Source organism: Cryobacterium sp. TMT1-2-1 (genome assembly GCF_004403955.1).
In the GTDB taxonomy this organism is placed as follows: Bacteria; Actinomycetota; Actinomycetes; order Actinomycetales; family Microbacteriaceae; genus Cryobacterium; species Cryobacterium psychrotolerans.
Genome location: NZ_SOHC01000069.1, coordinates 1 through 20,166, shown reverse-complemented (window position 1 = coordinate 20,166; position 20,166 = coordinate 1). Strand labels below are relative to the sequence as shown.

The 20,166-nt window shown below is 67.8% G+C and carries 19 protein-coding genes; 6 read left to right on the top strand and 13 right to left on the bottom strand.

The window, feature by feature from the left end; translation table 11 throughout:
* Positions 1-24: 24 nt before the first annotated feature.
* The 3 genes from E3T33_RS12630 to E3T33_RS12620 all read right to left on the bottom strand — a co-directional run bounded on the left by E3T33_RS12630 (position 25) and on the right by E3T33_RS12620 (position 3,763).
* Positions 25-1,044 (bottom strand): LacI family DNA-binding transcriptional regulator, encoded by a 1,020-nt coding sequence (locus E3T33_RS12630; protein ID WP_092324622.1) that lies wholly within the window; start codon positions 1,042-1,044, stop codon positions 25-27.
* 184 nt (positions 1,045-1,228) lie between these two features.
* Positions 1,229-2,383: a cystathionine gamma-synthase gene (locus E3T33_RS12625; RefSeq protein ID WP_134575450.1), complete on the bottom strand. Its 1,155-nt coding sequence runs from the start codon at positions 2,381-2,383 to the stop codon at positions 1,229-1,231.
* An 18-nt stretch (positions 2,384-2,401) separates the two neighbouring features.
* A complete protein-coding gene (locus tag E3T33_RS12620) occupies positions 2,402-3,763 on the bottom strand; it encodes a cystathionine beta-synthase (RefSeq protein WP_134575448.1) in 1,362 nt (453 codons plus the stop codon).
* A 222-nt stretch (positions 3,764-3,985) separates the two neighbouring features.
* On the opposite strand from E3T33_RS12620, the gene E3T33_RS12615 reads away from it, so the two are divergent.
* Positions 3,986-4,681 carry a DUF3105 domain-containing protein gene (locus E3T33_RS12615; protein WP_241982941.1) on the top strand — a complete coding sequence of 232 codons (696 nt, stop codon included), beginning with the start codon at positions 3,986-3,988 and terminating at the stop codon, positions 4,679-4,681.
* Between the two features lie 10 nt (positions 4,682-4,691).
* Entirely contained in the window at positions 4,692-5,342 is a 651-nt protein-coding gene (locus E3T33_RS12610; protein ID WP_241976999.1) for a DUF305 domain-containing protein, read from the top strand.
* A 113-nt stretch (positions 5,343-5,455) separates the two neighbouring features.
* On the opposite strand, the gene E3T33_RS12605 is transcribed toward E3T33_RS12610, so the two are convergent.
* The 7 genes from E3T33_RS12605 to E3T33_RS12575 form a co-directional block, all read right to left on the bottom strand.
* On the bottom strand, positions 5,456-7,318 hold the full coding sequence (locus tag E3T33_RS12605) for an ABC transporter ATP-binding protein (protein WP_134575446.1): 1,863 nt from the start codon (positions 7,316-7,318) through the stop codon (positions 5,456-5,458).
* Positions 7,319-7,367: 49 nt separating this feature from the next.
* Positions 7,368-8,360 carry a carbohydrate ABC transporter permease gene (locus E3T33_RS12600; RefSeq protein ID WP_092324613.1) on the bottom strand — a complete coding sequence of 331 codons (993 nt, stop codon included), beginning with the start codon at positions 8,358-8,360 and terminating at the stop codon, positions 7,368-7,370.
* Positions 8,357-9,328 (bottom strand): sugar ABC transporter permease, encoded by a 972-nt coding sequence (locus E3T33_RS12595; protein ID WP_092324611.1) that lies wholly within the window; start codon positions 9,326-9,328, stop codon positions 8,357-8,359. The genes E3T33_RS12600 and E3T33_RS12595 overlap by 4 nt, the downstream gene beginning before the upstream one ends.
* Before the next feature lie 90 nt (positions 9,329-9,418).
* The gene (locus tag E3T33_RS12590; protein ID WP_092324610.1) at positions 9,419-10,759 is read right to left on the bottom strand and encodes an ABC transporter substrate-binding protein; all 1,341 of its coding nucleotides are present in this window, start codon (positions 10,757-10,759) and stop codon (positions 9,419-9,421) included.
* A 307-nt stretch (positions 10,760-11,066) separates the two neighbouring features.
* Positions 11,067-11,450, bottom strand: coding sequence for a 50S ribosomal protein L7/L12 (gene rplL / locus E3T33_RS12585; RefSeq protein ID WP_092324608.1), 384 nt, complete (start codon positions 11,448-11,450; stop codon positions 11,067-11,069).
* Positions 11,451-11,501: 51 nt separating this feature from the next.
* Positions 11,502-12,017 (bottom strand): 50S ribosomal protein L10, encoded by a 516-nt coding sequence (rplJ, locus tag E3T33_RS12580; protein ID WP_092324607.1) that lies wholly within the window; start codon positions 12,015-12,017, stop codon positions 11,502-11,504.
* A gap of 251 nt (positions 12,018-12,268) precedes the next feature.
* Positions 12,269-12,886, bottom strand: coding sequence for an HAD hydrolase family protein (locus E3T33_RS12575; protein WP_241982940.1), 618 nt, complete (start codon positions 12,884-12,886; stop codon positions 12,269-12,271).
* A 217-nt stretch (positions 12,887-13,103) separates the two neighbouring features.
* Here E3T33_RS12575 and E3T33_RS12570 point away from each other — a divergent pair, with 217 nt between their 5' ends.
* Together E3T33_RS12570 and E3T33_RS12565 are read left to right on the top strand one after the other, a co-directional pair.
* Entirely contained in the window at positions 13,104-14,750 is a 1,647-nt protein-coding gene (locus E3T33_RS12570) for an MDR family MFS transporter (RefSeq protein WP_092324658.1), read from the top strand.
* A complete protein-coding gene (locus E3T33_RS12565) occupies positions 14,747-15,184 on the top strand; it encodes a MarR family transcriptional regulator (RefSeq protein WP_092324605.1) in 438 nt (145 codons plus the stop codon). Before E3T33_RS12570 ends, E3T33_RS12565 begins: the two co-directional genes overlap by 4 nt.
* Before the next feature lie 93 nt (positions 15,185-15,277).
* Here E3T33_RS12565 and E3T33_RS12560 read toward each other — a convergent pair whose 3' ends face one another.
* Both E3T33_RS12560 and E3T33_RS12555 read right to left on the bottom strand, forming a co-directional pair.
* Entirely contained in the window at positions 15,278-16,801 is a 1,524-nt protein-coding gene (locus E3T33_RS12560; RefSeq protein ID WP_092324604.1) for an ATP-binding protein, read from the bottom strand.
* Positions 16,801-17,544, bottom strand: coding sequence for a response regulator transcription factor (locus E3T33_RS12555; RefSeq protein ID WP_092324602.1), 744 nt, complete (start codon positions 17,542-17,544; stop codon positions 16,801-16,803). Before E3T33_RS12555 ends, E3T33_RS12560 begins: the two co-directional genes overlap by 1 nt.
* 150 nt (positions 17,545-17,694) lie before the next feature.
* Here E3T33_RS12555 and E3T33_RS12550 point away from each other — a divergent pair, with 150 nt between their 5' ends.
* Positions 17,695-18,276: a YqaJ viral recombinase family protein gene (locus tag E3T33_RS12550; protein ID WP_241982942.1), complete on the top strand. Its 582-nt coding sequence runs from the start codon at positions 17,695-17,697 to the stop codon at positions 18,274-18,276.
* Positions 18,277-18,310: 34 nt separating this feature from the next.
* Positions 18,311-19,300, top strand: a complete 990-nt coding sequence (locus tag E3T33_RS12545) for an NADP-dependent oxidoreductase (RefSeq protein WP_241982939.1) — start codon at positions 18,311-18,313, stop codon at positions 19,298-19,300.
* Positions 19,301-19,415: 115 nt separating this feature from the next.
* On the opposite strand, the gene E3T33_RS12540 is transcribed toward E3T33_RS12545, so the two are convergent.
* A partial coding sequence (locus E3T33_RS12540) for an HNH endonuclease signature motif containing protein (protein WP_166784489.1) occupies positions 19,416-20,166 on the bottom strand: 751 nt, incomplete at its 5' end.

Below are 20,166 nucleotides of genomic sequence, written 5' to 3'. Positions count from 1 at the left end.
TGTTGCGCGTTCGAATTCGGTTGGCTAGAACGACGGCGGCGCGGTGGAGGCGCGCACGATGAGCTCCGGCACGATGGTGCCGGGGTAGCCCTCGGCTTCGCCGCCGAGACTGCGGAGGAGCAGGGCGATGCAGCGCCGGCCCAGTTCCGGGAAATCCTGACGCACCGTGGTGAGGGGCGGCCAGAAATGCGCCGCCTCGGGAATGTCATCGAAGCCGACGACGCTCAGGTCCCCCGGCACGTCCAGGCCGGCCTCCCGGGCCGCGTGAATCAGGCCCAGGGCCATTTGGTCGTTCGACGAGAAGATCGCCGTGAAGTCGCGCACCCGCAATAACTCCCGGCCGGCGTGGTAGCCGAAGTCGGCGGTCCAGTCGCCGAGGATCGGCGCGGTGGTGGGCACGTCCCTGGCTCCCATCTCGTCGAGGAATCCGCGCATCCGCGCCTCGGCCTCGATCCAGTCCTGCGGGCCGGCCAGGTGGTAGATGTTGCGATGGCCGAGGTCGATCAGATGGCGGGTGGCGAGCCGCGCTCCGGCGATCTGGTCGACCGAGAGGGCATGGTCGTCCAGCCGCCCGGTGGACTGCAGCGTCACATACGGAACGTCGATCGACAGCTGCGCGAGCACGTCGAAGACCCGCACCTGGGGCGCGATGACCACGATCCCCTCCACGGCCTGGAGCATCAGGTGGTTCAGTGCCTCCTCGATCGACGCCCGGTCACCCGAGGCGAGATTGGCGGTGTTGACGTAGTACCCGGCTTCCCGGGCCGCGTTCTGGATCGCGGCGATGCTGCTGGCGGGGCCGTACTGATCGCTCGACGCCGACAGGATGCCGATCGTGCGCGACCGCCCCCGGGACAGCGCGCGTGCGGCACGGTTCGGCCGGTACTGGAGCTCCTCCATCACCTGCAGCACACGCGCCTTTGTGGACGCTTTGATGCTCGGATGGTTGTTGAGCACGCGCGAGACGGTCTGGTGCGAGACACCGGAGAGGCGCGCGACATCCCGGATGCTGGGCGCACGCCCCTTGGGCAATTCGACGGTCACGGAGATACCTTGCTCGCATGTGCACGGTCACAACTGTGAGCGCACGTCAATTATGCACGGCGAATGTGACGGTCACATGAATTATTCCGCCGACAGCGCGGCGAATTCGTCGGATGCCGCCGCGGGCATATGCTCCCCGAGGCGCGCCGGCCGCCGGGCCGACGGCGCCTTCCTGGCAGAGCCGCTATTTGCGGGGCAGGGCGCGGTCCAGGTCGTCGATCAGGTCGGCGATGTCCTCGATACCGACGGACAGTCGCACGACGTTGTCGGGCACCTCGAGGGCTGTGCCGCGTACCGAGGCATGCGTCATCTCGGACGGGTAGTTCACGAGCGACTCCACGCCGCCGAGGGACTCGGCCAGCTGGAACAGCGTCATCGACTCGGCGAACTTGCGCGCCGCCTTCGCGCCGCCGGCGAAGGCGATCGAGATCATCCCGCCGAAGCCGCTCATCTGCTGTTTGGCCAGTTCGTGGCCGGGGTGGCCGGGCAGGCCGGGGTAGTAGACGGCGCTGATCGCGGGATGCCTGTCCAGGTGTTCGGCGATCGCCTGCGCGTTGCTGCAGTGGCGGTCCATCCGCACGGACAGCGTCTTGATTCCGCGGATGGTGAGCCAGGCGTCGAGCGGGGCGGAGACCGGGCCGGCCGCGAACTGCAGGAACCTGGCCTTCTCGGCCAGCTCGTCGTCGTTGATGATGAGCGCGCCGCCGAGCACATCGGAGTGGCCGCCCAGGTACTTCGTCGTCGAGTGCACGACGACATCCGCGCCGTGCGCCAGCGGGTGCTGCAGGGCGGGCGAGGCGAACGTGTTGTCGACGACGACGACGAGACCGGCGCGATGGCCGATGTCGGCCAGCTCGGCGATGTCGCTGATCTTCATCAGCGGGTTGCTGGGCGTCTCGACCCAGAGCACCCTGGTCTCCCCCGGGATGATCGCCTGCTCGACCGCGCGCAGGTCGGACATTTCCACGGTGGTGTTGCGCACGCCCCACGGACCGTGCACGCGCTCGATCAGCCGGTGCGTGCCGCCGTAGACGTCGTTGCCGAGCACGATGTGGTCGCCGGGTGAGAGGATCGCCCGCAACAGGGTGTCTTCCGCGGCGAGGCCGCTGGCGAAGGAGAGTCCGTGCTTGCCGCCCTCGAGGGCTGCGAGCAGGGTCTCCAGCGCGGTGCGGGTGGGGTTTCCGCCGCGGCTGTATTCATAGCCGCCGCGGAGTTCGCCGATGCTCTCCTGTACGAAGGTCGAGGTCTGGTAGATCGGCGGGATGACCGCGCCTGTCGTCGGGTCGAACGCCTGCCCGGCGTGGATGGCGACGGTGTCGAATTTGTGCTTCCTGGCCATGGGGATTCTTCTCTCTGTCTAAGCGCTCAGGTAGGTGAGCAGATCGTGGCGGGTGATGACGCCCAGCGGTTTGCCGCCGTCGGTGACGAGCAGTGCGTCGTTGTGCGCGAACGCGGCCCGAGCGGCCGCGACCGGCTCCTGGACGCCGATCAGGGGCAGCGGATCGCCCACGACCGCACTGACCTTGTCGGTGAGTTTGGCTTCACCGGAGAAGACGAGGTCCATCAGGCGCCGCTCGTCCAGCGCACCGACGACTTCGCCCATGACGACCGGGGGCTTGGTGGCCAGCACCAGCAGCTGGGAGACGCTGGACGAGGTCATCGCCTGGATCGCGTCGTGCACGGTGTCGCTCGGGCGCACGTAGACGAACGCGGGCGTGCCCGCCTTAGAGGTGAGCAGGTTGGCGACGGTGTGCCCGGCCCGCGCGTTGCTGAAACCGTAGCTGCGCATCCAGCCGTCGTTGAAGATCTTGCCCAGGTAGCCGCGGCCGCCGTCGGGCAGGAGCACGACGACAACGTCGTCTGCGGTGAGGGATTTCGCTGCCCGCAGCGCGGCGACGACGGCCATGCCGCTCGACCCGCCGACCAGGATGCCCTCTTCGAGGGCGAGCCTGCGGGTCATGGCGAAGGAGTCGGCGTCGGACACGGCGATGACCTCGTGCACGACGGTGGGATCGTAGGCCGCCGGCCAGAAGTCCTCGCCGACGCCCTCGACGAGGTACGGCCGGCCGGTGCCGCCGGAGTAGACGGAGCCCTCCGGGTCGGCGCCGATGATCCGCACGCGGTCATCCGACACCTCGCGCAGGTAACGCCCGGTTCCGGTGATGGTGCCGCCGGTGCCGACGCCGGCGACGAAATGGGTCACCGTGCCGTCGGTGTCGCGCCAGATCTCAGGGCCGGTGGTCTCGTAGTGGCTGAGCGGGCCGTTCGGGTTGGCGTACTGGTTGGGCTTGAACGCACCGGGGATCTCCCGCGCGAGCCGGTCGGAGACGCTGTAGTAGGAGTCGGGGTGGTCGGGGGCGACGGATGTCGGCGTGACGACGATCTCGGCGCCGTAGGCCGTGAGCACATTGCGTTTGTCCTCGCCGACCTTGTCCGGCAGCACGAAGACGCACCTGTAGCCGCGCTGCTGGGCGACGAGGGCGAGGCCGACGCCGGTGTTGCCGGACGTGGGTTCGACGATCGTTCCGCCCGGCAACAAGCGCCCGTCGCGCTCGGCCGCATCAATGATGCGCACCGCGATGCGGTCCTTGGAGGAGCCCCCGGGGTTCAGGTATTCGAGCTTGACGAGCACCGTGGCGGCAATGCCGTCCGTGACCTTGTGCAGCTTCACCAGCGGGGTGTTGCCGATCAGGTCAAGGATGGTGTCTGCGATTTTCATGGGACCCTTCGTCGTGGGGCAACGCCGGGCATCCAGGCCAGGGGGGGGGGGGGGCAACACGGGCACGACGCCCAGTCGAACACGGTCCCATTCTATTGACGTTCTCTTGACGGCCGAAGGCAGCCACCAGACTGTGAAGTGGCTGTGAGAGACCCCGAAGGCAGCCCAGAGGGCGAGCGGATGCGTTCGGATAGAATTGAAGTCCACCGAGAGAGGCCCATCGTGACCCCTGCACCACCGTCCGCCACGCCGCCGAACGCCAGCGCCGCGAGCGTCAAGCAGCAGCGTGCCGCGCAGCGTGCGAAGAAGCTCGAGGAGTACCACCGGCAGCAGAAGCGGAGCGCCCGCCGGCGCCGGATCTGGCTCATCGCCGGAATCGCCGCGGCCCTCGCGGTCATCACGATCGTGGTCCTGTCCGTGGTCATGACTCCGCAGAAGGCCCCGGATGCGACGTACAAGCCAGGCAGCGAGGGCGCCTCGATCGAGGGCGTGGAGACGTTCAAGAATCCCGCCGGGCACGTGGAAACGCCGGTTGACTACCCGGAGACCCCGCCCACCGGCGGAGAGCACAGCGCGACCTGGTTGAACTGCGGCGTCTACACGGAGCCGGTCCCCAACGAGAATGCGGTGCACGCGCTCGAGCACGGCGCGATCTGGGTGACCTACGACCCCACGATCAGCAAGGCCGAGCTCGAGTCGCTCCGGCTGCAGGTGCCCTCCACCTTCGTCGTGCTCTCCCCCGCTGACGACCTGCCCTCGCCGATCGTGCTCAGCGGCTGGAATGCACAGCTGCAGCTCGACTCGGCCTCGGACAAGCGCATCCCCGCGTTCTTCGAGGAGTACTGGCAGGGCGGCCTCGCCCCGGAGATCGGAGCACCGTGCACCGGGGGAATCGATGCCCCCGGCAAGGTCTCCTAGGCCGACTCCGGTGCCTCGGATCCCGGGTCTTCCCGCACGCGTTGCCGTGATCCTCGCCGTCGTCGCGATCGCCGCCGTCGTCGGGATCGCCTCGTTCTCGCTCGGCCGGCTGAGCACGCTCGCCGACGCCCCGCCCTCCGGCACCAGCGCGGAGGCCGGATTCGCCCGCGATATGCAGGTGCACCACAACCAGGGCGTCCAGCTGGCGCTGGTCGTGCGCGACCGCACGGATGACCCGGCTGTGCGCCTGCTCGCCTACGACATCGCCGCGACCCAGGCGCAGCAGTCCGGCCAGCTCTTCGGCTGGCTCACCCAGTGGGGCCTGCCCCAGGCCGGCCGCGAGCCGGCGATGATGTGGATGACCCGCGCGGGCCGCTCCGGCGAGGAGCACGGTCATTCGGCGGCGGCGGGCGAGGGCCAGGCCATGCCGGGGCTGGCCACCGACGCCCAGGTTGCCGAGCTGACCGCGGCATCCGGGACGCAGGCCGAACGGATCTTCCTGACCCTGATGATCGCTCACCACCAGGGGGCGGTCGAGATGGCCGAGGGTGTGCTCGACCGCAGCGACAACGGGCCGGTGCGGTCGTTCGCGCAGGCCGTGGTCACCAGCCAGAACTCCGAGATCGAGCTCATGACGAGCATGCTCGCCGCCCGCGCCTAGCCGGGCTCCCGCGCGCCACCCTGGTTGAGTTGCGGAAAAAGTACCTTCGTGGCGACTTTGAAGGTACTTTTTCCGCAACTCAACCCGCTCGGAGCGCTGGCATGGAGAGAGCGTCAGTCGGTGATCTGCTCCGAGTAGAGGCGGGCGTACACGCCGTTCGCCGCGAGCAGCTCGGCGTGCCTGCCGCGTTCGACAATCCGGCCCCCGTCGACGACGAAGATGACGTCGGCGGTGACGATGGTCGAGAGGCGGTGCGCGATGGCGATGGTGGTGCGCCCGCGGCTGGCGGTGTCGAGCGCCTCCTGCACGACGCGCTCCGAGATGGAGTCCAGGGCGCTCGTCGCCTCGTCGAGGATGAGCACTTCCGGGTTCTTGAGCAGCACCCGCGCGATCGCGATCCGCTGCTTCTCGCCGCCGGACAGGCGGTAGCCGCGCTCACCCACCACCGTGTCGTAGGTGTCGGGAAAGGATGCGATCGTGTCGTGGATGTTCGCGGCCCGCGCGGCCGTCTCGAGCTCTTCAGGTGTCGCGTCGGGCTTCGCGTAGCGCAGGTTCTCGGCGATTGTCGCGTGGAAGAGGTAGGTCTCCTGGCTGACGATGCCGATGTGGGAGACGAGCGACTTCTGTTCCAGTTCCCGCACGTCGACGCCGGAGAACAGCACTCGCCCGGCCGCGACCTCGTAGAACCGCGGGATGAGATAGGAGACGGTGGTCTTGCCGGCCCCGGACGGTCCGACGAAGGCCGCGAACTCGCCGGGCTCGATCGTGAGGGAGACGTCGTCGAGGGTGGGGCGGGAGTCGGCGGCGGCATCCGGGTAGCGGAAGGTGACCCGGTCGAACTCGACCCGGCCGACATCCGGGCCCTCGGCCGGCACGGCCGCCGCCGCCGGTGCGTCGCTGATCGCCGGAACCAGGTCAAGGTACTGGAAGATCCGGGCGAACAGCGCGCTCGAGGTCTGCAGGTCGAGCGCGACCCGCATCAGCCCGAGGAGCGGGAACAGGAGCCGGGCCTGCACGGTCGTGAAGGCGACGATCGTGCCGGGGGTGACGTCCGTCTGGCCGTTGACCATGAGCGCGCCGGCCACGAGGTACACGATGACCGGGATGCTGGAGAGGAACAGGCTGACCATCGCGAAGAACCACTGGCCGCTCATCTGCTGGCTGATTTGCAGCCGGATCTGGTTGTCGTTCTCGTCGGCGTAGCGCCTGATCTCCGTCTGCTGCCGGGTGAAGCTCTTCGAGAGCAGGATGCCGGAGACGCTCAGGGTCTCCTGGGTGATCGCGGTCATGTCGGAGAGCGATTCCTGCGTCTTCGAGGCGATCCGGGCACGCACCTGGCCCACCCGGCGCTGCGCGATCACGAGGATGGGCATCAGGATGACGGCGACGATCGTCAGCTGCCAGTTGAGCAGCAGCATGGCCACGAACGCGGCGATCACGGTGACGATGTTGCCGAGCACGCTGGAGATCGTGTTGGTGAGCACGCCGGCCACGCCGCCGACGTCGTTCTGCAGGCGCGACTGGATGACGCCGGTCTTGGTCTTCGTGAAGAAGCTGAGTTCCATCGCCTGAAGATGGGTGAACAGGCGCACCCGGAGGGCGCCCATCACGGTGTTGCCGACGGTGGACGTCAGCCAGGTCTGCCAGACGCCGAGCAGCACGCTGCCGAGGTAGACAGCGATCATCAGCCCGACGAGGAAGGCCAGCCGCTCGAGGTCCGGCGGGCCGTCCTGAGGGAAGAGCCCCTCATCGAAGGCGCGCTGGGTGAGCAGCGGCGGGAGCACCGACATCGCGGCGCCGATGAGCACGAGCACGATCGTGACGATGAGGGCCGGGCGGTGCGGCGCGAACAGTCCGAGTATCCGCCGGAGCAGATTCGGGATGCGCGGAGCCTCGGCATTCTCGGCGCGCTGGGCCGCCACATCCCCGCCGCTCACGCGGGAGCGCGACCTGCCGCCGCCGTGCATTCCACTCATACGCTTACCCTAAGCGCGATGGCCGACCCGCCATTCCCCCGCCGGGGAGCTACCCCTTGGTCGACCCCGCGAGCAGGCCGCGGACGAAGTATCGCTGCAGGCTGAAGAACACGATCAGCGGCACCACGAGAGACACGAATGCCCCAGCCGTCAGGCGTTGCCAGTCCTGGCCTCGGTTTCCACTGAGCTCGGCCAATCGCTGGGTCAGCGGCGCGACATCCGCCGTGCCGCCGGAGAAGACGAGCGCCACGAGCAGGTCGTTCCAGACCCAGAGGAACTGGAAGATCGCGAAGGAGGCAATGGCCGGCAGGGCCAGCGGCAGCACGATCTGGAAGAACAACTGGCTGTGGCTCGCCCCGTCGACCTTGGCAGCCTCGATCACTTCCGAGGGAATATCCGAGATGAAGTTGTGCAGCAGGAAGATGGCCAGCGGCAGGGCGAAGATCGTGTGCGCGACCCAGACCTGCAGGTAGGTGTCTTCCGGGATGATCGGGATGACGGCGTGAATCTGGTCCTGCATCGGCTGGAGCGCCGTGGTGAACATCTGAAGCAGCGGGATCAGCGCCATCTGGATCGGCACGATCTGCAGCGCGAAGATGAACACGAAGAGCGCGCCGCTCCACTTGAACTTGATCCACGCGAAGGCGTACGCGGCCATCGAGGCGAGCACCAGCGGGAAGATCGTGGCCGGGATGCTGATCGCCAGGGAGTTGACGAAGTAACTGCCCAGCTGCGGCGCCGACGAACTCGAGGAGAACAGCACGTCCCGGTAGTTGTCGAGGGTGAAACCGGGATTCTGGAAGATCGTCCACCATCCCGTCGTCCGGATCAGCTCCTCCGGCCGGAACGAGGACAGCAGGAGACCGAAGGTGGGGATCGTCCAGATGACGGCGATCACCAGGGAGGCGATGGTCGCGGTCCGGGAGGTGAGGCGTCGCTTGACCCGGCCGGCCTTGGTGAGGTCGGCGGCGGCGACCTCGAAGGTGGTGTCCCGGGGCTTGGCGGCGCCGGGAAGAGGCAGGTCGACCACGTTGTCGCTCATCGGATCTCCTTCTGCTGACGCATGACGCGAACGTTGTAGATCACAATCGGCAGGACCATCACGAACAGGATGAGGGCCAGCGCGGCGCCACGGCCCGGCTGGACCGCGCGGAACGCCTGCGTGTACATCTCGTTGGCGACCACGCTGGTGTTGAAGTTGCCGCCGGTCATCGTCCGCACAATGTCGAAGACCTTCAGCGTGGCGATGGTGATGGTCGTCACAACGACGACGAGGCCGCCGCGGATGCTGGGCAGCGTCACGTTGCGGAAGCGCTGCCACGCGTTCGTCCCGTCGAGTTCCGCAGCCTCGACCTGCTCGACCGGGACGCCCTTGATCGAGGCCGACAGCACGACCATGGCGAACCCGGTCTCCACCCAGATCAGCACCACGATGAGCAGCAGGGTGTTGACCGGCTCCGTCTGCAGCCAGAGCACGGGCTCCTGGCCGAACCAGACGAGGAACTGGTTGAGCAGGCCGATCTGGTCCCGCTCGGCCGGACGGTATTCGTAGACGAACTTCCAGATGATGCCGGCGCCGACGAACGAAATGGCCAGCGGCATGAAGACGAGGACCTTGTAGATCCTCTCCCCCCGCGACTTGTCGATGAAGACGGCGTAGGCGAGCCCGACGATCGTGGACACCAGCGGGACGAGAATCACCCAGATGACGGTGTTGCGGAGGGTGATCAGCGCCTCGGGCTGGGTGAACATCCAGACGAAGTTGTCCAGGCCGATGAAGTTGCCTGACTTGTCGCCGAAGGCGGTGATGGTCGTTCGGATCGCCGGGTAGACCAGCCCGATGGCGACCAGGATCATGGCCGGCAGCAGGAACGCGACCAGCTGGATGACGTCCCGGCCCTTCTTGGGCGCCCGGTCGATGAAGAACAGGACGAGCCCGAGGACCGCCGCGAAGGCGGCGAGGCCCACGAGGACCTGGATGATCTTGCCGATGAGATCGGTTGTGGTCACGAGAAATCCGTCTCCCCATTGAGTGCTGTCACGCGAGTTGCCCTCGGGGGCCGCGTGGCGGATGCCGCACGGCCCCCGAGGTCCGGGCTGCTACTTGGGCCAGGTTCCCTCGATGAAGTCGAGGGTCGCGGCGGTGCTCTTGCCGCCGATCCAGTCGACCATTCCCTTCCAGAACGATCCGGCACCCACGGCGCCTGGCATGAGGTCCGACGCGTCGAAGCGGAACGTCGTGTCCGGGTTCTGCAGGATCTCGACGCTGGTCGAGAGCAGCTCACTGCTCGCGTTGTCCGGGTCGAGGCCCTTGTTGGCGCTGATCACGCCGCCCAGCTTCACCCGGTTGTTCGCCCAGGTGTCGCTCGACAGGTAGGTCTGCACCGCGACGGTCTCCTTCGAGTCGCTGAAGGCTGCGACGATCTCGCCACCGCCGGTGACCGCGTTCGCGTCCGCCTCGGTTCCGGGGAGGATGAACGCCCACACGTCACCATCCGGTGCGACCTCTGTTCCATCGGGCCAGAAGCCCTCGTAGAAGGTGGCCTGGTGGTGCAGGGCGCACGTTCCCTCGAGCACGGGCAGCCCGGCGTCACCGAACTCCGTTGTCGCGATCGAGTTGATCGCGCCGAGGCCGCCGTTCACGTTGGCTTCGTCCTTGATGAAGCCACCGACCTCGTCGAAGGCCTCGGCGATGGCCGGGTCGTTGAACGGGATCTCGTGGGTGACCCACTGGTCGTACACCTCGGGTCCAGACAGGCGAAGCACCATGTCCTCCACCCAGTCCGTTCCGGGCCAGCCCGTTGCGACTCCTGAGGCGAAGCCGACGCACCACGGCTTGGTCTCGGTCTTGGCGATCTTGTCGGTGAGGGCGCTGAGCTCGTCGAGGGTGGTGGGAACCTCCCAGCCGTTGTCCTTGAACGTGGAGGGCGAGTACCAGACGTAGCCCTTGACGCTCGCCATCAGCGGCGAACCGACGAGTTCCCCGTCGACCGTGCCGTAACCGGCCCAGTCCTCGGACCAGAACTCCTTTACGTTGTCCGCGACGGCCTTCGGCGCCGGCAACAGCGCGCCTGACCGGGCCAGGTCGGCCACGAGTCCGGGCTGGGGCGTGATCCCGAGGTCCGGCGGTTTCCCGCCCTGGACCCGAACGTTGATCTGCTCCTCGAACTCGGCGCTGCCCTCGTACACGACGTCGATGCCGGTGCAGGTTTCGAAGTCCTTCCAGGACGCCTGCAGGCGGTCGGCCTCAACCTCGAGGATCGTGCCGTAGATGTTGACCTCCGTGCCGGAGTCGAACGTCCCGTAGGCGTCGTAGTCGGCACACTCGGTGTTCGCCTTGTCTCCCCCGGCGGTGTCGCCCGTGCAGCCGGTCAGGGCGAGCCCGATGGCGGCGAGAGCGGCGGTCGGGATGATGAGTCGGGGATGATTCTTCACGCTCATGCGATTCCTCCTCGTTGAGTATAAGAAAGCGCTTCCACGTGGCCTCAAGGATCTGCCGAACGCATGGCAAGCCTTTCGCCCACCAACCTAGAGGCGGCGCGCGAGCGCGGCAAGGCCTGCGGCGAGTGGATGCCAAATCGATACCCTCGAGCGGGGGCAGGGGATCGCCCGATCAGCGCCCGATTCCCCCGAAGGGCCGGCACCGGTTAACGAAGCGAGGGCGCCGCATCCATACGGATGTGACGCCCTCGGCGTTCACACGGCTAACGCCGGTCACGCCTCAATCAGTACCCCTTGCGGGGCGTGACTACTTGAGGATGACGGTGGCGCCGGCAGCCTCGAGGGCAGCCTTGCCCTTTTCGGCTGCTTCCTTCGAGACGCCTTCGAGGACGGCCTTCGGAGCGCCGTCGACGACTGCCTTGGCCTCGCCGAGGCCCAGGGCGGTGAGCTCGCGCACAACCTTGATGACCTGGATCTTCTTGTCGCCGACGGCGTCAAGGATGACGTCGAAAGCGGTCTGCTCTTCGACCTCTTCAGCAGCGGCGGCGGGACCGGCAGCGCCGGCAACGGCGACCGGAGCAGCGGCGGTGACCTCGAAGGTCTCCTCGAACGCCTTGACGAACTCGGAGAGTTCGATGAGGGTCAGGCCCTTGAACTGCTCAAGCAGTTCTTCAGTGGAAAGCTTTGCCATGATTTTCTCCTTATAGTTTCTTAGTTACTCACCGCGATGCCAGGCCGATGCCTAGTTCGCGGACTCCTGCTTCTCACGCAGCGCGTCGATGGTGCGAACAGCCTTCGACAGCGGTGCGTTGAACAGATATGCGGCTCCGAACAGCGAGGCCTTGAAGGCGCCGGCCAGCTTGGCCAGCAGCACCTCACGGGACTCGAGGTCGGCGAGCTTGCCTACCTCTGCGGCGGTCAGCGGGTTACCGTCGAAGTAACCGCCCTTAACCACCAGGAGAGGGTTTGCCTTGGTAAAGGCACGCAGGGTCTTCGCGACGGCGACAGGGTCTCCGTGCACGAATGCGATTGCGGACGGACCGACAAGCTCGTCGTCGAACGACGAGATGCCGGCCTTGTTGGCCGCAATCTTGGTCAGCGTGTTCTTTACCACGGCGTACGTGGCGTCCTCACTGATGGACGTGCGCAGCTCCTTGAGCTTCGCAACAGTGAGACCGCGGTACTCGGTGAGCAGAACGGCGGTCGAGCTCTCGAATTTCTCCGTAAGCTCGGCGACCGTTGCTTCCTTGTTCGCCATGGCGCTCCTCTTAGTTTTCATGTGCCGGTAGCCCGGGGCGCAGACATGAAAAAAGCTCCAGCGCAAGGCCGGAGCGGGAGCAGCTTTCACTGCACTTCTACTTCGATTCCTGCGCGGGCCGTTCACGTGAATGAACCTTCGATTGCTCTGTCCATCTCTGGGCAAGGCAATAACCGGCGGTCTTTGGCTGTTGCCCACGCTACCGGATGCGGCGGCCCGGGTGCAAATCGGCACCCCGCCGCCGCTCCGGCTCAGGCTCCGGCCCGGGCGGGTGTTGCCAGGAGGGTGGGAATGAGCGTCTCGAGGTATCCCGCGGTGTCCTGCCAGTCGCGGACCGAGTGGCATGCGACGCCGAGCGCCTTCACCGGGTAGTCGTTTCCGTCCGGGTCGAGCCGGTCACCGACGAAGAGCATGTCATCCAGGGGCACGCCGGTCAGCTCGGCGAGTTGCGTCATCCCGTAGGCCTTGTCGATGCCGCGCCGAGTGATGTCGACGGACGTCGACCCGCCGGAGCGCACCTCGAGGTCGGGCAACAGGGCCTGCACGGCCGCGCGCAGCCGGTTCTTCTTCTCGTCAGCGAAGAGGCTCTGCGCGTAGACCTGCGCCAGGACGCCGTCCGAGAAGCGGTAGTACTGCGTGCCGCAGGTGGGCATGAGGTGCAGTCGTTCGAGCTGGGAGGCGGTGGCACCCTCGAGGGTGTCGACGACCTGCATCCGGAACTGCGCGAGCTGCCCGCCGGAGATCACGCAGACCTCCGCCACGTCGAGCAGGCGCAGCATCAGCGCGGCCATGCGCGGGTCGAGCGGTGATTTCGACGGGGCCAGAGTGTCATCCAGGTCGAATGCCACCAGGCGGGGGTAGTTCGTCACAGGGGCTTCCTCCGGCTAAATAGAACGGCCTACAGCATACGCGGGCCGGGCGAGCGGATGCCGTTCGGGGCGCCGCCGCCGACCCGGCCATGTAGTTGACACAGGTCCACTACATGGTTATGGTTGACTCTTGTCAATTATCAGCAGGAGCAAGATGTCACCCAGAACGCAGAAGGTCCGCCGGGCCCCCACGCACCCCGTCACCACCGACGGAACCATGACCCAGCGCCAGATTCTGGAGGCCCTCTCCGGCCTCCTGCTCGGCATGTTCGTCGCGATCCTGGCCGGCACGGTCGTGGCCACGTCACTGCCGCTCATCATCGCGGATCTGGGGGGCGACCAGTCCGCGTACACCTGGGTCGTCACCGGGACGCTCCTCGCCACTGCCGTCAGCACGCCCATCTGGGGTAAATTCGCCGACCTGTTCAACCGCAAGCTGCTCATCCAGCTCGCGCTGGCGATCTTCGTGATCGGGTCGGCCCTGGCCGGTTTCTCGCAGGACACCAACACACTGATCGGATTCCGCGTGCTGCAGGGCCTCGGCGCCGGCGGCCTCGCGGCGCTCAGCCAGATCATCATGGCCGACATCATCAGCCCCCGGGACCGCGGCAAGTACGCGGGCCTGTTCGGCGGCGTGATGGCCCTCGGCACCGTCGGCGGCCCGCTGCTCGGCGGCGTTGTGACGGATGCGTTCGGCTGGCGCTGGAACTTCTTCATCGCGCTGCCGATCGCCATGATCGCCATCATCCTGCTGCAGATGACGCTGCACCTGCCCAAGCGGCCCAGGCGCGTCGCCCGCATCGATTACCTCGGCGCCGTGCTCATCGCGGCCGGGGTCTCCCTGCTCCTGATCTGGGTGACCCAGGCCGGCAACCAGTTCGAGTGGGCATCCGCCCAGTCCTTCGTCATGGTGGCCGGCGCGGCTGCCCTGCTGATCGCCGCCGTGTTCGTGGAGTTCAGGGCGAAGGAGCCGATCATCCCGCTCGACCTGTTCAAGGACCGCACCTTCACCCTGGCCACCGTGGCCAGCCTGTCGGTGGGCGTCGCCATGTTCGGCACCTCGGTGTTCCTGAGCCAGTACATGCAGCTTGCGCGCGGCGCGACCCCCACCCAGTCGGGCCTGCTGACCATCCCGATGATGGGCGGCCTGCTCATCTCGTCGACCGTCTTCGGAAGCATGGTCAGCCGCACCGGCAAATGGAAGGCGATCCTGGTCTGGGGGAGCGTGCTCGTCATCGCCGGCCTGCTGCTTCTCGGCACGCTTCAGTACGACACGAACCTCGTGCTCGTCGGAATGTACATGTTCGTCCTCGGCGCCGGCCTCGGGATGCTCATGCAGAACCTCGTCCTGGTCGTGCAGAACGCCATCGAGGTGAAGAACCTCGGCGTGGCCACCAGCGCCGTGACGTTCTTCCGCAGCATCGGCGGCACGATCGGCATCTCGGTGCTCGGCTCGGTGCTCGGCAGCACGGTCGCCTCGACGATCACGGACGGCATCGGCTCGCTCAGCCCCGCCGACCAGGTCGCCGCGGGCAAGGCCCTCGGCAGCGGGGCGATCCCCCACGTGTCGGAGCTTCCGGACGCCATCCGCGTGCTCGTCGAATCCTCGTACGGCTCGGGCGTCGGCACCGTCTTCCTGCTCGGGGCCCCGCTGGCCGTGGTCACCCTGATCATGGTCGCGCTCCTGCCCAACCTTCCGCTCGGGCGCAAGAACGCGATTGAACTCGCACAGACCGAAGGATCCGTGCACCAGCGCGAGATCGAAGACGCGGAAGACATCCTGATCGAGGTGAGCGCCGCGGCCGCAGCCCTGCCCCCGGTCGGTGAGGCGCACCCGACCGGGTCGATCGAAGTCGTGAAATGACCACGGCCGAGGCACTCGCGGAGGTCGAGGAGCAGATGAACATCCTCGCCGGCCTCATCCGGAGGAGTATCCGGGATGCCGCGCTGAGCATCGACCCGGCCCTGCAGCCGTTCGGGCTGAAGCTGCTGCGTCTGCTTTCGCGCAGCGGCCCGACCCATGCCAGCGCCGTCGCCGAGGCCCTCACCGTTGACCGCAGCGTCGTCAGCCGGCAGGCGGCTCAGCTCCAGGAGCTGGGCCTGCTCGAGATCCAGGCGGACCCCAGCGACGGCCGGGCCCGGTTCCTCGCTCTGACGCCCGCCGCGGAGCAGAAGCTGGCCGAGCTGCGCGCCGGCAAGATCGCCGTGGTGAACCGGCGGCTGGGCACCTGGCCCGAAGCGGACCTCCGGCAGTTCGCCGCGCTGATCGCCCGGCTGAACGCGCCCGACGCGCAGTAGTACCGCGCCGCGCTAGCCAAGGCCGCGTGCGCCAGGGGTTGAGTTGCGGAGAATGTACCTTCCCTGGCCCGGGGAAGGGTGTTTGTCCGCAACTCAGTTGTGATGCGAGGCGCCCGAGGTCCGCAGATCGGGGTTGCCGACCTGCGTCTGGTCGAGGGGAAGCGTCACCCGGAACCGGGTGAACCCCTCGCGGCTCTCGACGGTGATCTCGCCGCTGTGCGCGGTGACGACGGCCCGGGCGATGGCCAGCCCCAGACCGGTGCTGCCGGTCCCCCGGAAGCGTGAGCTGTCGCCGCGGGCGAACCGCTCGAAGAGGGTCGACCGCAGGTTCTCGGGAATGCCGGGGCCGTCATCCGTCACCGTCACGACGGCGCGGTCGCCCTCCGCGGCGAGCGCGGTCGTGACGCTCGTGCCCGGCGGCGTGTGCACGCGGGCGTTGGCCAGGAGGTTGGCCAACACCTGGTGCAGCCGGCTCGCGTCCCCGGTCACCTCGATCGGCTCCTCCGGCAGGTCGAGATTCCAGCTGTGCTCGGGCCCGGCCGCGTGCGCGTCACTGACCGCGTCGACGAGCATGCGCGTGAGGTCAACCGGCTCGCGTTCGAGCTCGCGGCCCTCGTCGAGGCGGGCCAGCAGCAGCAGGTCTTCGACCAGGCCGGACATCCGGATGGACTCGGACTCGATCCGGTCCAGCGAGCGGATGGCGTCGGGCGGGAGTTCCTGACCGCTCCGGCGGGTGAGCTCGGCGTAGCCGCGGATGGAGGCCAGCGGCGTGCGCAGTTCGTGGCTGGCATCCGCGACGAACTGGCGCACCTTGCTCTCGCTGGCGTGGCGCGTTTCCAGGGCGAGGTCGACGTGGTCGAGCATCCGGTTGAGCGCGGATCCCACGCGGCCGACCTCGGTGCGCGGGTCGGTGTCGGCGGCCGGCACCCGGTCGACGAGGTCGACGGCACCCCGGTCGAGCGGCAGTTCGGCCACCCGCGCGGCGGTGTCGGTCACCCGGTCGAGCGGGCGAAGCGCCAGCCGCACGATCCAGGCCGCCACGACGGCGACGACGAGCAGGCCGATGAGCGAGACCACGCCGATGATCACGGCCAACTGGGCGGCCGTGCCGTTCACCGTGGACAGCGGGTAGCCGAGGATGTACAGCGTGCCCGTCCTGCTCGTCTGCGCGACGACCCGATAGTCCCCGAGTCCTCCCCCGAGGTCGATGGTGACCGGCGCCGACTGGTCGAGGTTCTCACCGAGGAGCTTGATCTGCTCGGCGGTCAGCGACTCGATTTCGCCGCTCTCGTCGTTGGTGTAGCCGGCCGTGATCGTGTTGCCGTCGAAGACCAGGGCGAGCGTCCCTGGCGGTTGGGCCGGACCGTTCAGGATGACCTCGGCCGAGGGCGTGGGCCGCGGGTGGTCTTCGTCGCCGTCCCCGTCGCTGCCGAGGACAGCGCTCGACCGGTCGGCGGCGGATGCGAGGCGCCCATCGAGGCCGTCGAGCAGGGAGGCTCGCAGGATCGCGACGCTCGCCAGCCCAATGGCCAGGCTCACCAGCGCCAGGAGGCCGACGACGGCCAGGACGAGCCTCCGGCGCAGTGTCCAGGGCGTGCGCGGCTTGCGCGTCGCCATCAGGCGGTCTTCAGCATGTAGCCGGCGCCGCGGACGGTGTGGATCATGGGCTCTCGGCCGGCGTCGATCTTCTTACGCAGGTAGGAAATGTAGATTTCGACCACGGATGACCGACCGCCGAAGTCGTAGCTCCACACCCGGTCGAGGATCTGCGCCTTGCTCAGCACGCGCCGGGGGTTGCGCATGAGGAAGCGCAGCAGCTCGAACTCGGTGGCGGTCAGTTCCACCGGCTCACCCGCGCGGAAGACCTCGTAGCTGTCCTCGTCGAGGGTGAGGTCGCCGACGGTGATCCGCGGGTCGCTGGAGTCGGTCACGGAGAGGGTGGACCGGCGGATCAGCCCGCGCAGGCGGGCCACCACCTCCTCGAGGCTGAACGGCTTGGTGACGTAGTCATCGCCCCCGGCGGTGAGGCCGGCGATGCGGTCGGAGAGGGCGTCCTTCGCGGTCAGGAACAGCACGGGCGTCTCGTGGCCGTCGGCCCGCACCCGCTGCAGCACCTGCAGTCCGTCGATATCGGGCAGCATGATGTCGAGCACGATGGCGTCGGGCCGGAACTCCCGCGCGATGGTCAGGGCCTGACGCCCTTCTCCGGCGGTGCGCACCTCCCAGCCCTCGTAGCGCAGCGCCATCGAGAGCAGGTCGGTCAGCATCGGTTCGTCGTCGACCACGAGAACCCGGATCGGGCTGCCGTCGGCTTTGGTCAGGCGCGGGCCATGGGACGGGTTCTTCGCGGGCGTGGTCATGATCCTCTTAGTATCCAGAGTTTTCTATGAATCAGCTTTGAGCGCCCCGCGCCCACGCTGTGAGCGGAGAGCGTGCAGAATAGGGGGGTGACGGTCCAGGTGCTCTCCCTCTTCGACGAGGCCGAGCCGCCGTCACCCCGGGGGCCCCGCATCGCCCCTCACCTGTCCCGAATCGTGGCCGACTCGACCGACCGGGTCGCTTGGCTGCGGGCACGCAGCCAGGGCATCACGGCGACGGATGCCGCCAAGCTGGCGACCCCGGCATCCGTGCGGAACGCGGCCAGGGACAAGACCCACGGCACCGGCTTCAGCGGCAACACCTTCACCGACCACGGACGTGCCCGGGAACCGGAGATCGCCGCCTGGGTGCTGCGCAACCACGGGATCGAACCCAGCACGAACCTCTTCCATGCGGCCGGCCAGACCCGGCACCTCGCAACGCCGGACGGCGTGGGGCACTCGTCCGACGGCTCACTTCAGCTTGCGGAGATCAAGACGACGAGCAAGCCCTGGCGGAGCATCCCGCGCTCGTACCTCCGCCAGGTCTGGTGGCAGCAGTACGTGCTCGGCGCCGAACGCACGCTCCTCGTCTGGGAGCAGCACCTGGACTTCGTGCCCGTCAGCGCGGAGCCGGAGTGCCGCTGGATCGAACGCGACGAGGACCAGATCGCCATCCTGGTCGGCTTCGCCAACGACCTGATCGACGTGCTCAACCGCCAGGCCGCTCGGTAGGGCGCCGGCACCCTCCATGGAGCAGACTGGGGGCATGGGACATGCCACCGACCTGCCTACATCCATGCGCGCCCTCGTGATCGACCGAACCGGCGACCCCGACGAACTGCGCCTCGCGGAGGTGCCGATGGCGATCGCGGTCAGCGACGAGCTCATCGTGCGCGTCATCGCGGCCGGGATCAACCCGATCGATGCCAAGACCAGGGCCGGGAAGGGCGCTTCGGCCGCCATCGCCGCCTACCCGACGATTCTCGGCAACGACTTCAGCGGCGTGGTCGTGCGCGCGCCCTACGAGTCGTTCCCCCTGCAGCCCGGCGACGAGGTCTACGGGATGGCACGGGTGCCCCGCACCCCGGGAACCTACGCCGAGTACGTGCCCGTGTCGAGCATGAGCGTCGCGCGGAAGCCCGCCCGCCTGAGCCACATCGAAGCCGCGGCCGTGCCGCTCGCCGCGCTCACGGCCTGGGGCATGGTCGTCGACGTTGCTGCCGCCGCTCCGGGGCAACGGATGCTCATCCACGCCGGCAGCGGCGGCGTGGGACACTTCGCGGTGCAGTTCGCCAAGGCCTTCGGTGCCCACGTGATCGCGACCGGTTCGGCCAGGAGCCTTGAATTCCTGCGGGAACTCGGCGCGGACGAAGTCGTCGACTACACGAACCAGCGCTTCGACGAGGTGCTGTCCGGTCTCGACTCCGTGATCGACCTGGTCGGCAATGTGCACGACCAGACCGGCAGCAGGTCGCTCGCGGTGCTGCGGCCGGGCGGCCTTCTGGTGAATGCGCCGACCGGGAGCTGGCCGACGATGATGGCCGAGGCCGCGGCCGCAGGCATCCGCGCCACCGGATACAAGGTCGCCGCCGACGCGCGCACCCTGGAGCTGATCACCCAGCTGATCGACGAGGGAGCCGTGCGCGTGCATGTCGACCGAGTGTTCGACCTCGCCGAGGGTCCGGAGGCGCACCGGCTGCTCGAGCAAGGACACACTCGCGGCAAGATCGTGCTGAGGGTTTCGCCGGATCGCTGATACCTGGTCCGGCTGGCACCTGGTCCGGTTAGCATCTGGTCCGGCTAGCACCAAGTCCAGCTGGCACCTGGTCCGGCTGGCACTCAGTCCGACTGGCACCTAGTCCGACTGGCACCTAGTCCGATTGGTCCAGGCGGAGATCGAGTGCGTCCGCGATCCTTGTGCGGGAGGTGGTGACGTAGCGCCATTTGCCGCCGCCGGGGTCGAGCCAGGGGGGTGCCTTGAGCTGGGGAACGCCTCGGAGCATGCGGATCTTCCAGCCGGAGGTCTCGATCGTTCTGTGATGGAACCAACAGAGAAGCACCCCGTTATCGGTGTGGGTGTCGCCGCCCCAAGCATCCGGGATGACGTGGTGGATCTCGCTCCAGCTGGCCGGGATCTGACAGCCGGGGATGATGCAGCCACCGTCCCGGGCGGAGATCGCCCGGCGTTGCTCCCGATTGAAGCAACGGTCGGGCACACCGAGCGAGCAGATCGCGTTTTCGTCGCCGAAGACGACGGGCTGGATGCCGCCGGTGCAGACCTTCTGCTTCACGGCCCGCATTGAGAGCGGCGTCTCGATGCCGTCGATCCAGCCCACTCCCTGCTCCTGAAGAAGGTCTTTCTGCCGGACGGTGACGAGAACGGTGGGGGCGGCGCCTCCGATGGTGGGGGCCTCGGCGCTGCGCGCCGCGACGTCGAGGATGACAGCGAGCACGTCGTGCCGCCGCTGGTCGAAGGTGCGATCGTCGCGCTCAAGCACCGACCGTTCCAGCACCGACCGTTCAAGCACCGACCGTTCGAGTTCTTCCTGCGCCTGCTCCGGGGTGAGGAACGCGACCGGGGCGGACTTGGGCGAGAGATACGCGTCGAAGAGGCGCTGCAGC

Bases quoted from the DNA above. Each gene is read 5' to 3' on its own strand.
- E3T33_RS12625 (WP_134575450.1), bottom strand. From the start codon at position 2,383: ATGGCCAGGAAGCACAAATTCGACACCGTCGCCATCCACGCCGGGCAG.
- E3T33_RS12620 (WP_134575448.1), bottom strand. From the start codon at position 3,763: ATGAAAATCGCAGACACCATCCTTGACCTGATCGGCAACACCCCGCTG.
- E3T33_RS12605 (WP_134575446.1), bottom strand. From the start codon at position 7,318: ATGAGTGGAATGCACGGCGGCGGCAGGTCGCGCTCCCGCGTGAGCGGC.
- E3T33_RS12600 (WP_092324613.1), bottom strand. From the start codon at position 8,360: ATGAGCGACAACGTGGTCGACCTGCCTCTTCCCGGCGCCGCCAAGCCC.
- E3T33_RS12590 (WP_092324610.1), bottom strand. From the start codon at position 10,759: ATGAGCGTGAAGAATCATCCCCGACTCATCATCCCGACCGCCGCTCTC.
- rplL (WP_092324608.1), bottom strand. From the start codon at position 11,450: ATGGCAAAGCTTTCCACTGAAGAACTGCTTGAGCAGTTCAAGGGCCTG.
- rplJ (WP_092324607.1), bottom strand. From the start codon at position 12,017: ATGGCGAACAAGGAAGCAACGGTCGCCGAGCTTACGGAGAAATTCGAG.
- E3T33_RS12570 (WP_092324658.1), top strand. From the start codon at position 13,104: ATGACCCAGCGCCAGATTCTGGAGGCCCTCTCCGGCCTCCTGCTCGGC.
- E3T33_RS12565 (WP_092324605.1), top strand. From the start codon at position 14,747: ATGACCACGGCCGAGGCACTCGCGGAGGTCGAGGAGCAGATGAACATC.
- E3T33_RS12560 (WP_092324604.1), bottom strand. From the start codon at position 16,801: ATGGCGACGCGCAAGCCGCGCACGCCCTGGACACTGCGCCGGAGGCTC.
- E3T33_RS12555 (WP_092324602.1), bottom strand. From the start codon at position 17,544: ATGACCACGCCCGCGAAGAACCCGTCCCATGGCCCGCGCCTGACCAAA.
- E3T33_RS12545 (WP_241982939.1), top strand. From the start codon at position 18,311: ATGGGACATGCCACCGACCTGCCTACATCCATGCGCGCCCTCGTGATC.